This window comes from Planotetraspora sp. GP83 (assembly GCF_041262585.1).
Taxonomy (GTDB): domain Bacteria; phylum Actinomycetota; class Actinomycetes; order Streptosporangiales; family Streptosporangiaceae; genus JAOEGB01.
Genome location: NZ_JBGCBZ010000004.1, coordinates 332340 through 345042 on the forward strand (window position 1 = coordinate 332340; position 12703 = coordinate 345042).

12 protein-coding genes are annotated in these 12703 nt (G+C 69.6%); 5 read left to right on the top strand and 7 right to left on the bottom strand.

The features are described from left to right. Positions 1-56 precede the first annotated feature (56 nt). Complete coding sequence (locus ABH927_RS08310; protein ID WP_370019592.1) at positions 57-536, top strand: GntR family transcriptional regulator; 480 nt, start codon at positions 57-59, stop codon at positions 534-536. Between the two features lie 126 nt (positions 537-662). Here ABH927_RS08310 and ABH927_RS08315 read toward each other — a convergent pair whose 3' ends face one another. From ABH927_RS08315 to ABH927_RS08325, 3 genes are all read right to left on the bottom strand, one after another. After that, positions 663-1433 (bottom strand): hypothetical protein, encoded by a 771-nt coding sequence (locus tag ABH927_RS08315; RefSeq protein WP_370019593.1) that lies wholly within the window; start codon positions 1431-1433, stop codon positions 663-665. Positions 1434-1663: 230 nt separating this feature from the next. Then, complete coding sequence (locus ABH927_RS08320) at positions 1664-2167, bottom strand: SigE family RNA polymerase sigma factor (RefSeq protein WP_370019595.1); 504 nt, start codon at positions 2165-2167, stop codon at positions 1664-1666. Positions 2168-2393: 226 nt separating this feature from the next. Further along, the gene (locus ABH927_RS08325; protein WP_370019597.1) at positions 2394-3326 is read right to left on the bottom strand and encodes a DMT family transporter; all 933 of its coding nucleotides are present in this window, start codon (positions 3324-3326) and stop codon (positions 2394-2396) included. Here ABH927_RS08325 and ABH927_RS08330 point away from each other — a divergent pair. From ABH927_RS08330 to ABH927_RS08345, 4 genes are all read left to right on the top strand, one after another. Continuing rightward, positions 3325-4761, top strand: coding sequence for a PLP-dependent aminotransferase family protein (locus tag ABH927_RS08330; protein ID WP_370019599.1), 1437 nt, complete (start codon positions 3325-3327; stop codon positions 4759-4761). The two genes, ABH927_RS08325 and ABH927_RS08330, sit on opposite strands and share 2 nt — an antisense overlap. A gap of 234 nt (positions 4762-4995) precedes the next feature. Beyond that, complete coding sequence (locus ABH927_RS08335; RefSeq protein WP_370019600.1) at positions 4996-5541, top strand: CGNR zinc finger domain-containing protein; 546 nt, start codon at positions 4996-4998, stop codon at positions 5539-5541. Between the two features lie 38 nt (positions 5542-5579). After that, positions 5580-6182, top strand: coding sequence for an N-acetyltransferase family protein (locus ABH927_RS08340; protein ID WP_370019602.1), 603 nt, complete (start codon positions 5580-5582; stop codon positions 6180-6182). A 166-nt stretch (positions 6183-6348) separates the two neighbouring features. Beyond that, a complete protein-coding gene (locus ABH927_RS08345) occupies positions 6349-7218 on the top strand; it encodes a 1,4-dihydroxy-2-naphthoate polyprenyltransferase (protein WP_370019604.1) in 870 nt (289 codons plus the stop codon). 164 nt (positions 7219-7382) lie between these two features. Here ABH927_RS08345 and ABH927_RS08350 read toward each other — a convergent pair whose 3' ends face one another. From ABH927_RS08350 to ABH927_RS08365, 4 genes are all read right to left on the bottom strand, one after another. Beyond that, entirely contained in the window at positions 7383-7820 is a 438-nt protein-coding gene (locus ABH927_RS08350) for a hypothetical protein (protein ID WP_370019605.1), read from the bottom strand. A 152-nt stretch (positions 7821-7972) separates the two neighbouring features. Next, positions 7973-8710, bottom strand: a complete 738-nt coding sequence (dapB, locus tag ABH927_RS08355; protein WP_370019607.1) for a 4-hydroxy-tetrahydrodipicolinate reductase — start codon at positions 8708-8710, stop codon at positions 7973-7975. Positions 8711-8880: 170 nt separating this feature from the next. After that, the gene (locus ABH927_RS08360) at positions 8881-10191 is read right to left on the bottom strand and encodes a M16 family metallopeptidase (protein WP_370019609.1); all 1311 of its coding nucleotides are present in this window, start codon (positions 10189-10191) and stop codon (positions 8881-8883) included. Then, positions 10188-12509 carry a polyribonucleotide nucleotidyltransferase gene (locus tag ABH927_RS08365; protein WP_370019610.1) on the bottom strand — a complete coding sequence of 774 codons (2322 nt, stop codon included), beginning with the start codon at positions 12507-12509 and terminating at the stop codon, positions 10188-10190. The genes ABH927_RS08360 and ABH927_RS08365 overlap by 4 nt, the downstream gene beginning before the upstream one ends. Positions 12510-12703 lie beyond the last annotated feature (194 nt).

The window sequence follows — 12703 nt, forward strand, 5'->3', positions numbered from 1 at the left end:
GTGTTAGTGAGTGTCTGCTTTATGCAAACATGTACGGTTTGGTCTATCGTTCGACTGTGCTTGACCGAGACGGACCCATACCGGTCTACAAGCAGATCGCGGACATCATCCGCGATCGCATCGACAACGGGGAGCTCCCGCCGGGCAACCCCATGCCCAGCGAGGCCGAGCTTGAGGCGGAGTACGGCATCGCCAGGACGACGGCCCGCCGCGTCGCGCGTGAGCTGCGCGAGCAGGGCCTCGTCTATACGGTTCAGGGCGAGGGCACGTTCGTCGGTGACGACTCAGCGCCACGCGCTCGCCGCAAGATCGCCCTCTACCAGCAGATCGCCGAGGAGATCGCCGAACGCATCCGGCGCAGGGAGTTCAAGCCCAATCGGCCCATCCCCAGCGAAAAGGCCCTGATGCAGCAGTACGGCGTGGCCAAGGTCACCGCTCGCCAGGCCGTCGCGGCTCTCCGCGAGAAGGGATGGGTGTTCACCGTTCCCTATCGCGGAACCTACGTCTCACCACCGGAGAAGTGGCCACGCGACTGAACTGAACCGCGTCCACACGAGGCCGGTGGACGCCTGGTGATGTCAGTGGCGCTGCGTACCGTGTGACCGTGCTCGACTACGACGGCGACACCCACCCGCTAGCGCCGACAGCGAGGCCCTGCATGGTCACTCCGATGACACCGTCGCGGGTGCGCCAGCGGCGTCCACGAGAACTCGGCCGCCGAGCGGCTCGGCCAACCGGATCCGGTAGGGCAGTGTACGGAACACTGCCGGCGTGGTGCAGTGCTCCTTGACGGTTCCCGGGGCGGTGCCGACGGTCCTGGTCGTGAGCCCGATGGCGACAGCGGTTTCAGATTCCCTGAAAACTGGGTCGTACTGCAGGATCGGTTCGCCGGGACACGCAGTGGGCGGAGCGGGCATGGTGACAGTGAGCGCCCGCCCGTCAGCGCCGAGACGGGCGAAGCCTACGGTGGCCGACGGGTGATGAAGCCTGTCGAACCGCCAGAACACCTCGGGTGTCAGCGCGGGCCAGGCGATGTCCCCGCTGACGGCCGGGGAGTGGAACAGCCACGCGGGCAGGGTTCTGGGGCCCCGATCGGTGCTGAACAGCGCCGACCCCAACGTGGCTCCCGTGATGCGCAGCGGCGGTGACGGCGTGCCCTCGACCGGGCCTTTGAGCGCGTTCATGGCCTCGAACGCCTCGGCGGCGGTGATCGAGTCCAACGACGCGCTTCCGTCAGAAAGGAGCACCGTGACCTTACCGCCGGCGTGCTCGGGCAAGGTCCCCGCGAGCTCGAACCGGCGCGCGAGCAGTGCCGTCTTCGCATTTCCGGCGGCCTCGCCCTCCACCTTGGGCAGTTCATCGAGCAGCAGGATGGGCCGTGGCGTGCGGTGAACGGGAAACGCTCGCCAGTCATTGAGCGCCTGCGGACCCACCCCAGTGGGCCCCTGAAAGGGCGCGGAAGCCGGGCTGAGCGAGGTTACACGTTCATCGCCTCCTCGGTTCGAAGCCAGGCCTGGCACAAGGATCGCGGTCGCGACGAGTAGCCCGGCCGTCGCCGCCGACACCGTCCAGGCACGGCGGCGACGCCCGACCCGATGACCCAGTTGTTCCGCGGTGAAACTCAGCGGCGGCGTCTCCGCGACGATGTCACGAAGACCGTCTCTCAGTTCTCGTGGGTCGATGGACACGAGGCGTCCTTTCCTGATGATCGGTAAACGAGCCCCAACCTTGCCAATCCCTCGCTGAGATGCCGCTTCACCGTGCCCTCGCCACAGCCCAGAACAGCCGCGATCTGCCCCACGGCCAGATCGTCGTAGTAGCGGAGAACCACGCATGCCCGCTGACGCGGGGACAACTGCTGGAGGGCAGTGCGCAGATCCTGTGTGACCGCGATGTCAATGGAGGGATCTGGCACCTCGCCCTGACTTGACAGCTTCGGTATCGCCTTCCGCCACAGAGACAGCCGTCGGTGCCTGTCTATGGCCAAATTGACCATCGTCTTGCGAACGTACTGTTCGAGTTGCGAGACGTCCCCGCTCGTGAGGGGGCGCCCCAGCACCCGAACGCACGCGTCCTGGACCAAGTCCTCGGCTTCGGACTCGTTCCCGCACAACAGGACGGCATGCCGCTTCAAGGCCCAGCCGCGTTCAACGATCAAGACCTCCAAGACTTGATCCCAGGTCGCCACGGTCACCTCTCGCGCTCGGCGTCACTCTCTAAAGACGAGCAGGGCCAAAGAATCGTTGGGGTTCAGAGCGAGCACGTGTTCAGGGCAAGCACGTTGGGTCCCCTCGCGCGTCGCCCACACCGGTAACCGGGCACGGTACGGCGGGCGCATGATCACGTGCGGGGTTGTCGCCGGTCAGAGGCCACACCGAGGAGCCTGTGCATGATCACCCCCTGGGGCGGGTGGACTGGGTGGCGGCTACGCACACGAGTACGGCCAGGGCGGCCGCGATGGTGGCGGCTCCGAAGCGCTCCCCCATCAGCAGCCACGCCCACGCCAGCGTGAGCAGCGGCTGGGTGAGCTGGACCTGCCCGGCTCGGGCGATGCCGCCCATCGCGAGCCCGGCATACCAGGGGATGAACCCGAGGAACATCGAGATCAGGCCGACGTACGCGAACCCGGCCACCGCCACGCCGCTCGGCCGAGGGTCCGTCACCAGGGCCAGTACGGCCGTCGCGGGCACGGTCACTGGGGCCGCGACGACCAGCGCGTACGAGATGACCCGCCAGCCGGGGGTCTCCCGGGCGAGCCGGCCGCCCTCGGTGTAGCCGACGGCCGCCGACAGCAGCGCCAGCACGAGAAGCAGGTCCGCCCCGGCGAGGTGCCCGCTCCCCCGCGTGAGGGTGAAGACCGTGATGGACAGGGCCCCGGCCGCGCACGCGAGCCAGAAGAGGGGCCTCGGCCGTTCTCCCGCCCGCAGTACGGCGAAGGCCGCCGTCGCGGCGGGGAGCAGGCCGATGACGACGGCCGAGTGCGCCGTGCTCGCGCCGCTGTGCAGGGCGAGCCCGCTGAACAGCGGGAAGCCGAAGACCACCCCGAGCGCGATCAGGGCGTACGACCGGAGGTGAGCCCGTGGCGGCAGCAGCGGCGCTCCGGCGGCTTTGAGGCAGACGACGGCCGCGAGCGCCGCGAGCGCGGCCCGGCCGATGGCCACCAGGTAGGGATCGAAGCCGCGCATCGCGAAGACGGTGGCCGGAAACGAGCCGGAGAACGACAGCACGCCGACTCCGGCGAGCAGGGTGCCCCGCCAGGCGGGCCGGCGCGTGAGGGGAGGTGCCGCTATCGACCCCGTGACGATAGCGCTATTGTCGGCTTTCATGAATGACGATAGCAGTATCGTCCGTCTTGCCGGGATCCTTCGCGAAGAGGCGGATCGGGGGCGACCCGGTGACCGGCTGCCGTCGAGCAGGGAGCTCATGCGCCGCCACGGCGTGAGCCCCGTGACGGTCTCCCGCGCCATCGCGCAGCTCGCCGCCGAGGGGCGGATCGTGACCCGGCCGGGCAGCGGCGCCTTCGTCGCCCCCGTCCGGCGCCCAGTGGCCGAGGCGCCTGACCCGTCATGGCAGACGGTCGCCCTCGGAGACCGGGTGGTGGACGACGCCGACGTGGCCGGCCTGCTCGCCCAGCCCGGCGAGGGAGTGATCCCGCTGACCGGCGGCTACCTCAACCCCGAGCTCCGGCCGGTGAAGGCGCTGTCGGCGGCGGCGGCGAGAGCCGTACGGAGACCGGACGCCTGGGCCCTGCCGCCGTTGAACGGCCTGGCGGACCTGCGCAGGTGGTTCGCCGGTGAGGCGGGTGGCGCGGGTGGCGCGGTGACGCAGAACGACGTGCTCGTGGTCAGCGGCGGCCAGTCCGCGCTCACGCACGCCTTCCGGGCGCTGGCGGCTCCCGGCGAGCCGGTACTCGTGGAGACTCCGACGTATCCGGGGGCGCTCGCCGCCGCCAAGGCCGCCGGCCTGCGGGCGACAGCCGTACCGATGGACCATGACGGGGTGCGGCCCGACCTGCTGGCGGAGGCGTTCGCGGTGACCGGCGCCCGGGTCTTCTACTGCCAGCCGACGCTGCACAACCCGACCGGCGCGACGCTCACCCGCGAACGGAGGGATCAGGTCCTGGCGGTCGCGCGGGCGGCCGGAGCCTTCGTGATCGAGGACGACTATGCCCGCTACCTGGGGGCCCGCTATCTGGGGGCCCCCGATCTCACCCCCGGGGCGGTCCCACCACCGATGGTGGCCATGGACTCCCACGGCACGGTCGTCCACGTGCTGTCGCTCAGCAAGATCTCCTCGCCCAGCCTTCGCGTGGCGGGCCTGATAGCGCGTGGTCCGGCCGCGCACCGCCTGCGGGCCAGTCAGGTCGTGGAGTCGTTCTTCGTCGCCCGGCCGCTGCAGGAGACTGCGCTGGAGTTCGTCACGTCACCGGCGTGGCGGCGTCACCTCGGCACGGTCCGGCAGGAGATCGCCGCCCGCCAGGAGGCTCTGCTGGCGGGGCTCGCGCGGCACGCCCCCGCCGTGGAGATCCACCTCGTCCCCCGCGGCGGGCTCCACGTGTGGGTACGGCTGCCGCCCGGCATGGACGAGAAATCCGTTGTCGAGGCGGCCCGGCTCAGGGGCGTCCTGGTGAGCCCAGGACGGATCTACTACCCGTCCGAGCCTCCCGGGCCGCGGCTGCGGCTCACGCACACCGCCGCGGCCGGCCTCGCGGAGCTCGACGACGGCGTCCGCCGCCTCGCCCGCGCCCTCGAAGACTGCTGAGAGAGGGTTATCGGCGTTTCTTGTCGCTGGCCGCCCTGGCACGCTGCCGCTCGCGGCGGTCGCGCTCCCGCATCGCCAGGTAGGCGAGGTAGCTCACGCGCATGGCTCCTCCAAGGGAAGTTAAGACACCCTCAAAAGGCTTACACAGGTGTCGTTATTTCGCAACCCGCTACTGCCGTACAGTGGTCACAGGGTGGGCGATCAGGAGTGATGCGAGCAGGGGTGATGGAGCACATGACGGGCCCAGCGGAGCTGCTCCGCGACTTCGTGAACACCTACGACGTCGAGGGCGACGCGGACGACCTCGCCTCGCCGGCCGAGCTCACCGTCTGGCTGCGCGAGCGGGGCCTGATCGGCGAGGCCGACCGCGCCGTCGACCGCGACCTCACCGTCGCCACCCACCTCCGCGAGGGGCTGCGCGGCGCCCTGCGCCACAACCACGACGGCGTGCCGTACGAGACCCCCGATGAGCTGGACTCGGCTCTGGCGGCGCTTCCGATGCGGGTGACGCTCGCCGGAGGGGCGCCCACGCTGGAGCCGACCGTGTGCGGGGTGGCGGCCGGGCTGGCGAGGATCGCGGCGCTGATCCCCGCCGCCCACGCCGACGGAACCTGGCGCCGCCTCAAGGTGTGCGTCGAGAGCACCTGTCAGTGGGCGTTCATCGACTCGTCAAAGAACCGTTCACGCTCCTGGTGCTCCATGCGAGTGTGCGGAAACCGAACAAAAACACGGGCATATCGGGCACGACGCCAGTCTGAAGGTACGGCCAGGCCATCCTGACCAGTACGGTGTTACAGGCACAGAAAGGAGCCGGCCGAATGGGTGTTAGAACTGCCCGTCTCGAAGACGTCGACGCGGTGACGAGCACCCAGATCCGGGCGTGGAAAGCCGCCTATCGCGACTTCCTGCCTCCCGGCCCCCTGGAGCAGATGACCGGGCCCGCGGCCGAGAAGATGTGGCGCCGCCAGTGGGACGAGGCGATCCTCTCGCCGCCCACTCCGCGCCACCGCGTTCTCGTGGCCGTCGAGCGCGTCGTCCCCGACACCGACGCCTTCGCCGCTCTCGGGCCGGGCGGCATCCTGGCCAGCGCGGCGTCCCGCGCGTCCGACAGGGTCGTGGGGCTGGCCTCGCACGGTCCGGCGGAGGACCCCGACCTGCGTCCCGCCAGGACGGCGGAGCTGCTGACGCTGCTGGTCGACCCCAACCACATCCGGCGCGGCCATGGCAGCCGCCTGCTCAACGCCACCGTGGACCACCTCCGCGAGGACGGCTACAGCACGGTCGTGACCTGGGTCTTCGCCGACAACCATCCAATGCTCGGCTTCCTGGAGTCGGCCGGCTGGGGCGAGGACGAGGCTGAGAGGGTGCTCGACATGGGCCGCCCCATCCGGATGGTCCGCCTCAGCACCGACATCAGCTAACCCCCCACCCCCTCGCCGTGATCATGCACCCCTTCCGGCGGATGCTCTCTGACGTGCGCATATCCTGGGCGTGATCATGCGCAAGTTCCCACATCACCGCGGTGACCTGCGGTCACCCCGTCCGTGATCATGCATGTGCGCACGCCCCCGAAAGGCAGGTAGAAAAGTGGCCACACCGGCTCAGTGGTTGGCGGGCGCACGCCCACGCACGCTCCCCGCCGCGGTCGTCCCGGTTGCCGTCGGCACCGGGGTGGCGATCTCGGAAGGCGGCGCCGTCTGGTGGCGGGCCCTCACCGCGCTCTTCGTGGCGCTCGCGCTCCAAGTCGGGGTGAACTACGCCAACGACTACAGCGACGGAGTGAAGGGCACCGACAAGGACCGGGTGGGCCCGATGCGGCTGGTCGGCTCGGAGGCGGCCACGCCGAAAGCGGTGCTCGCCGCCGCGCTGGGCTGCTTCCTCGCCGCCGCGGTCGCCGGCCTCGCCCTCGTCGTAGCCACCGGCGCGTGGTGGCTCCTGCTCATCGGCCTCGCCTCGATCCTGGCCGCCTGGTTCTACACCGGAGGTTCGCGCCCGTACGGCTACCGCGCCATGGGCGAGATCTCGGTCTTCGCGTTCTTCGGCCTGGTGGCGGTGGCGGGGACGACCTACGTCCAACTCGAGCGCCTGAGCTGGCTGTCCCTCGCCGCCGCCGTTCCCGTAGGGCTCCTGGCCTGCGCGCTTCTGGTGGTCAACAACCTTCGCGACCTCGGGACCGACGGGTTGACGGGCAAGCGCACGCTCGCCGTCGTCCTCGGCGACACCCGCACCCGGGTCCTCTATTCGGCCGCTCTGATCCTGCCGTTCGTGGTCGCGCTCGGCCTCGTGCCGGTGCGGCCGTTCAGCGTGCTGACCGTGCTGGCGCTTCCTCTCGCGGTGGCGCCGGTCAAGGCCGTCCGCTCTGGGGCGACCGGTCCGGCGCTCATCGCCACGCTGCAGCACACCGGGCGCCTCCAACTCGTCTTCGGCGCCCTCTTCGCCCTCGGCCTCAGCTTCTGAAGATGACCTTCAGGGCGTCGCCTTGGGCTCCTCCTCGGCCCAAACCCGGCCCATCGCGCTGAGCAGCAGCTCGGGCGACGCTTTGACGCCAGACATGAACAACGGCTGCCGCTCGCGGGTCGGCAGCCGTTCGCCCTTCGCGGTAGGGCCTTCGCGATCGTCAGTTAGCTTGCGGACTGAGCCGGCCCGCCCGCCATCTCCTTGATGAGCGCGATCACCTCATCGAACCGCGCGTCCACCTCATCGAACCGGCGGTTCACCGCGTCGAACCGGTCCTCCACCTTGTCGAACCGGTCGTCCACCTTGTTGAACCGGTCGTCCACCGCGTCGAGCCGATCGTCCACCGCGTCGAAGCGGCGGTCCATGGCGTTGAAGCGGAGGTTGACCTCGGCCAAACGCGCCTCGACGCTGTCACGGAACTCCGTCATGTCATCACGGAGCGCCTGGATCATGCGCACGTTGGCGCCCTGCGCGTGCTGCACGTCCAGCCGCACGCGCTCGACCTTGTTGTCGACACCGCCGATGAGGATCTTGATGGATTGCACGTCGATCTCGAGGCCGGTGATGCGGTCCTCGAAGTCCTCGCCAACCATGGTGGTCATGCCTTTCTCCTGGAGAGTTCGCTCGGAAAGCCGCCGACCGGCGGCCTCGCCACAGTTTGGCGAAGGATGGCGAGGCCCGCACGGCTATTCGCAGGCGTTTTCCACAGGCCGCTTCGGGCGTGGTGAAGACACGCGCACCCGGCGGATGAGGCTTATAGATCCAGGAGGCGGTCAAGCCCCACCGTCAGGCCGTCGAGCTCCCGAACTCGGCGAACGCCGAGAAGAACGCCCGGAGTGAAGGATGACCGGTTCATCGTGTCATGACGAATTGTCAGGATCTCGCCCTCACCCCCGAGGATCACCTCCTGGTGGGCGATCAGCCCCGCCAGCCGTACGGCATGCACATGAACGCCGTCGACCGACGCGCCGCGAGCGCCCTCCAGCTCCGACGTGGTGGCGTCGGGTGAGGCCCCCAGACCCGCCTTTCTGCGCGCCTCCGCGACGAGCTCCGCCGTACGGCGAGCCGTGCCTGAGGGCGCGTCGGCCTTGTGGGGGTGGTGCAGCTCGACGATCTCGACCGACTCGAAATATTTGGCCGCCTGCTGGGCGAAGTGCATCATCAGCACGGCCGCGATCCCGAAGTTGGGGGCGATGAGCGAGTTGGTCCCGGGGTTGGCGGCCAGCCAGCCCCGCACGGTCTCCAGCCGCTCCGCGTCGAACCCCGTCGTCCCGACGACCGTGTGGATGCCGTGGCCGATGCACCACTCCAGGTTGGCCATGACCACATCCGGGTGGGTGAAGTCCACCACGACCTCGGCGTTCGCCAGTGAGTCGAGAGGGTCGTCCTTGTCGACGGCCGCCACCAGCTCCAGATCCTCAGCCGCGTGCACGGCCTTGCAGACTTCCACGCCAACGCGCCCGCGAGCGCCCAGAACACCGACCTTAATCACGGCCCAAGGCTATAGCCATACCGACGGGATGGCGTGACGGCGGGCGGCGGGCGCGACGTGGAGCGGAGCCGGAGAGGGACGCCACGGCGGCGGTGAGGCCCCACCCGGCGACAGCCGTAACAGCGAAGCCGCGCGGCCCACAGGGGTGCCGCGCGGCTTCTCACACGCGCTCAGGCGATGGCGAAGCGGAAGTCCTTGTCCGCGTACGGACCGATCACGGCGAGCGTCATCGGCCGATTGAGGATGTCGGCGGCGACCACGGCGAGGTCGTCAGCCGTGACGGCCTCGATCCGGGCGAGCACCTCGTCGACCGACATGAGCTGCTCGTAGACGAGCTCGCTCTTGCCGATCCTGGACATGCGCGAGCCGGTGTCCTCCAGGCCGAGGACGAGCCCGCCGCGCATCTGGCCCTTGCCACGGGCGATCTCGTCGGGGGTGATGCCCTCGGCGACGACCCTGGCGACCTCGTCGCGGCAGATCTTCAGCACGTCGTCGATCTTCGACGGCAGGCAGCCGACGTAGATCCCGAACTGGCCGGTGTCGGCGTACTGAGAGGTGTAGCTGTAGGCGCTGTAGGCCAGGCCGCGCTTCTCCCGGATCTCCTGGAACAGCCGCGACGACATGCCGCCGCCGAGTGCCGCGTTCAGGACGCCCAGCGCGAAACGGCGCTCGTCGGTGCGGGAGACGCCGGTCGTGCCGAGCACCAGGTTGGCCTGCTCGGTGGGCCGGTCGACGACCCGGACGCCGGAGCGTTCGTCGACCCCAGGCCCGTCGAGACGCGGCGGCGCCGGCTGCGCGGAGCCGCCGAGGGCGCCCGCCCGCTCGTACGCCGTGGCCACCAGCTCGACCACCCGCTCGTGGTTCACGTTGCCGGCCACGGACACCACGGTCTGCGGCGGCTGGTAGTAGCGCTGGTAGTACTCGAGGATCCGGTCGCGGGTGAGCGCGTTGATCGAGTCCTCGTTGCCGAGGATCGGCCGCCCTATCGGCGTGTCGCCGTACAGCTCGGCCGAGAACTGCTCGTGCACCACGTCGGACGGGTCGTCGTCGTGCATGGCGATCTCCTCGAGGATCACGCCGCGCTCGGACTCCACGTCCTCGGCGGTGATCAGGGAGGAGGTCACCACGTCGGCGAGCACGTCGATGGCGAGCGGCAGGTCCTCGTCGAGCACCCGCGCGTAGTAGCAGGTGTACTCCTTGGCGGTGAAGGCGTTGATCTCCCCGCCGATGCCCTCGATGGACGCCGAGATCTCCATGGCGTCTCTCGTCGGCGTGCCCTTGAAGAGCAGGTGCTCGAGGAAGTGGGTGGCCCCCATGTGCTCGGGGGCCTCGTCACGAGATCCGATGCCGACCCACATGCCGACCGCGACACTGCGCACGGTCGGCATGGTTTCGGTCACCACCCGGAGTCCGCCGGGGAGGACGGTGCGGCGGATGACCCCCGCGCCGTCCTTGCCGGGGTACAGAGTCGTGGTCGTCACGAGTTGCGGTCATCCCGTCCGCCGCGGGTGCGGCTGCGGCGCGGCCTCTCGGACCGCTGCTCCTCCTTGGGCTCGGACGCCTCGTCAGACGAGGCGGCCGGGGCAGGCGACCCCTCGCCGTCACCGGCGGCGGCCCTCTCTGCCGCCTCCTTCTCCACGACCTCGACCGGGACCAGGGAGAGCTTGCCGCGCGAGTCGATCTCGGCGATCTCCACCTGGATCTTCTCGCCGACGTTCATGACGTCCTCGACGTTCTCGATCCGCTTGCCGCCGTGCAGCTTGCGGATCTGGGAGACGTGCAGCAGGCCGTCCTTGCCGGGCAGCAGCGACACGAACGCGCCAAAGGCGGCGATCTTGACGACCGTGCCCAGGTAGCGCTCGCCGACCTCCGGCATGTGCGGGTTCGCGATGCCGTTGATCAGGGACCGGGCCGCCTCGGCGGAGGGGCCGTCGGTCGCGCCGATGTAGATCGTGCCGTCGTCCTCGATGGTGATCTCGGCGCCGGTGTCGTCCTGGATCTGGTTGATCATCTTGCCCTTCGGGCCGATGACCTCGCCGATCTTGTCCACCGGGACCTTGATCGTGATGATGCGCGGCGCCGTCGGGTTCATCTCCGCCGGGGAGTCGATGGCCTCCTGCATGACGTCGAGGATCGCCAGCCGGGCGCCCCTCGCCTGCTTGAGCGCGGCGGCGAGCACGCTGGCCGGGATGCCGTCCAGCTTCGTGTCGAGCTGCAGGGCCGTGATGACGTCCTTGGTGCCGGCGACCTTGAAGTCCATGTCGCCCATGGCGTCCTCGGCGCCGAGGATATCGGTCAGCGTGACGTACTGGTCGCCCTCGCCGATGAGGCCCATCGCGATGCCGGCCACCATCTCCTTGAGCGGGACGCCAGCGTCGAGCAGCGCCATGGTGGAGGCGCAGACCGACCCCATCGAGGTCGAGCCGTTCGAGCCGAGCGCCTCCGACACCTGGCGGATGGCGTACGGGAACTCCTCGCGCGACGGCAGCACGGGAATGAGCGCCCGCTCCGCCAGCGCGCCGTGGCCGATCTCGCGCCGCTTCGGCGAGCCCACACGGCCCGTCTCACCGGTGGAGTACGGCGGGAAGTTGTAGTTGTGCATGTAGCGCTTGGTCCGCTCGGGGTTGAGCGTGTCGATCATCTGCTCCATGCGCAGCATGTTCAGCGTGGTGATGCCCAGGATCTGGGTCTCGCCGCGCTCGAACAGGGCAGAGCCGTGCACCCGCGGCACCACGTGGACCTCGGCGTTGAGCTGCCGGATGTCCTTGGGGCCACGGCCGTCGATGCGGACGCCCTCGCTGATGACGCGCTCGCGCATCAGCTTCTTGGTCAGCGACCGGAACGCCGCGCCGATCTCCTTCTCGCGGCCCTCGAAGTCGGGGAGCAGCTTCTCGGCGGCCAGCGCCTTGACCCGCTCGATCTCGAGCTCCCGCTCCTGCTTGCCCGCGATGGTCAGCGCCGACGCGAGCTCGCTCTTGACCGCGGCGGTGATCGCCTCCAGGGCGTCGTCCTGGTAGTCGAGGAAGATCGGATACTCGGCGGTCTCCTTGGCGGCGACCTGAGCGACCTTGGCCTGCGCCTCGCAGAGCACCTTGATGAACGGCTTGGCGGCCTCGAGGCCCTGCGCCACGGTCTCCTCGGTGGGCGCGACGGCCCCCTCGGCGACGAGCTTGAGCGTGTCACGGGTCGACTCGGCCTCGACCATCATGATCGCGACGTCGCCGTCGGCCAGGACGCGGCCCGCTACGACCATGTCGAACGTCGCGTTCTCCAGCTCGGAGTGGGTCGGGAACGCCACCCACTGGCCCTCGATCAGCGCGACGCGGACGCCGCCGATCGGGCCGGAGAACGGCAGCCCGGCGAGCTGGGTCGACAGGCTGGCCGCGTTGATCGCGACCACGTCGTACAGGTGCTCCGGGTGCAGCGACATGACGGTCGCGACGACCTGGATCTCGTTGCGCAGGCCCTTGACGAAAGAGGGGCGCAGCGGACGGTCGATCAGGCGGCAGGTGAGGATCGCGTCCTCCGACGGCCGGCCCTCACGGCGGAAGAACGAGCCGGGGATCCGGCCCGCGGCGTACATCCGCTCCTCGACGTCAACGGTGAGCGGGAAGAAGTCCAGGCTCTCCTTGGGATGCTTGGACGCTGTGGTGGCGGACAGGACCATCGTCTCGTCGTCCAGGTAGACGACGGCGCTTCCCGCCGCCTGCCGCGCGAGGCGACCGGTCTCGAACCGGATCGTGCGCGTGCCGAAGGAGCCGTTGTCGATCACGGCTTCCGTGTTGTGGACACCCTCCACGGGGGACCTCCTTCTCGGGTCGGTCTCCCGCGTCCTCGTCTGCCGGGCTCCCCGTTCAGGTGCAGTGCCGGTCTTCGATCGAAGCGCCCGGTTCCGTCTGTACGGCTGTCGCCGTGCTGACCGGGGGCCACTACCGAGGACCGGCCCTCTCACGCCGCGGGATCGCGCGTGCTGCTTGCTTGCGGACGCGGGGC

What these genes read in the sequence shown, in the direction of transcription:
- ABH927_RS08325 (WP_370019597.1), bottom strand. Translation starts at nt 3,326, where the DNA reads ATGAAAGCCGACAATAGCGCTATCGTCACGGGGTCGATAGCGGCACCT.
- ABH927_RS08350 (WP_370019605.1), bottom strand. Translation starts at nt 7,820, where the DNA reads ATGACCACCATGGTTGGCGAGGACTTCGAGGACCGCATCACCGGCCTC.
- ABH927_RS08330 (WP_370019599.1), top strand. Translation starts at nt 3,325, where the DNA reads ATGAATGACGATAGCAGTATCGTCCGTCTTGCCGGGATCCTTCGCGAA.
- ABH927_RS08335 (WP_370019600.1), top strand. Translation starts at nt 4,996, where the DNA reads ATGACGGGCCCAGCGGAGCTGCTCCGCGACTTCGTGAACACCTACGAC.
- ABH927_RS08340 (WP_370019602.1), top strand. Translation starts at nt 5,580, where the DNA reads ATGGGTGTTAGAACTGCCCGTCTCGAAGACGTCGACGCGGTGACGAGC.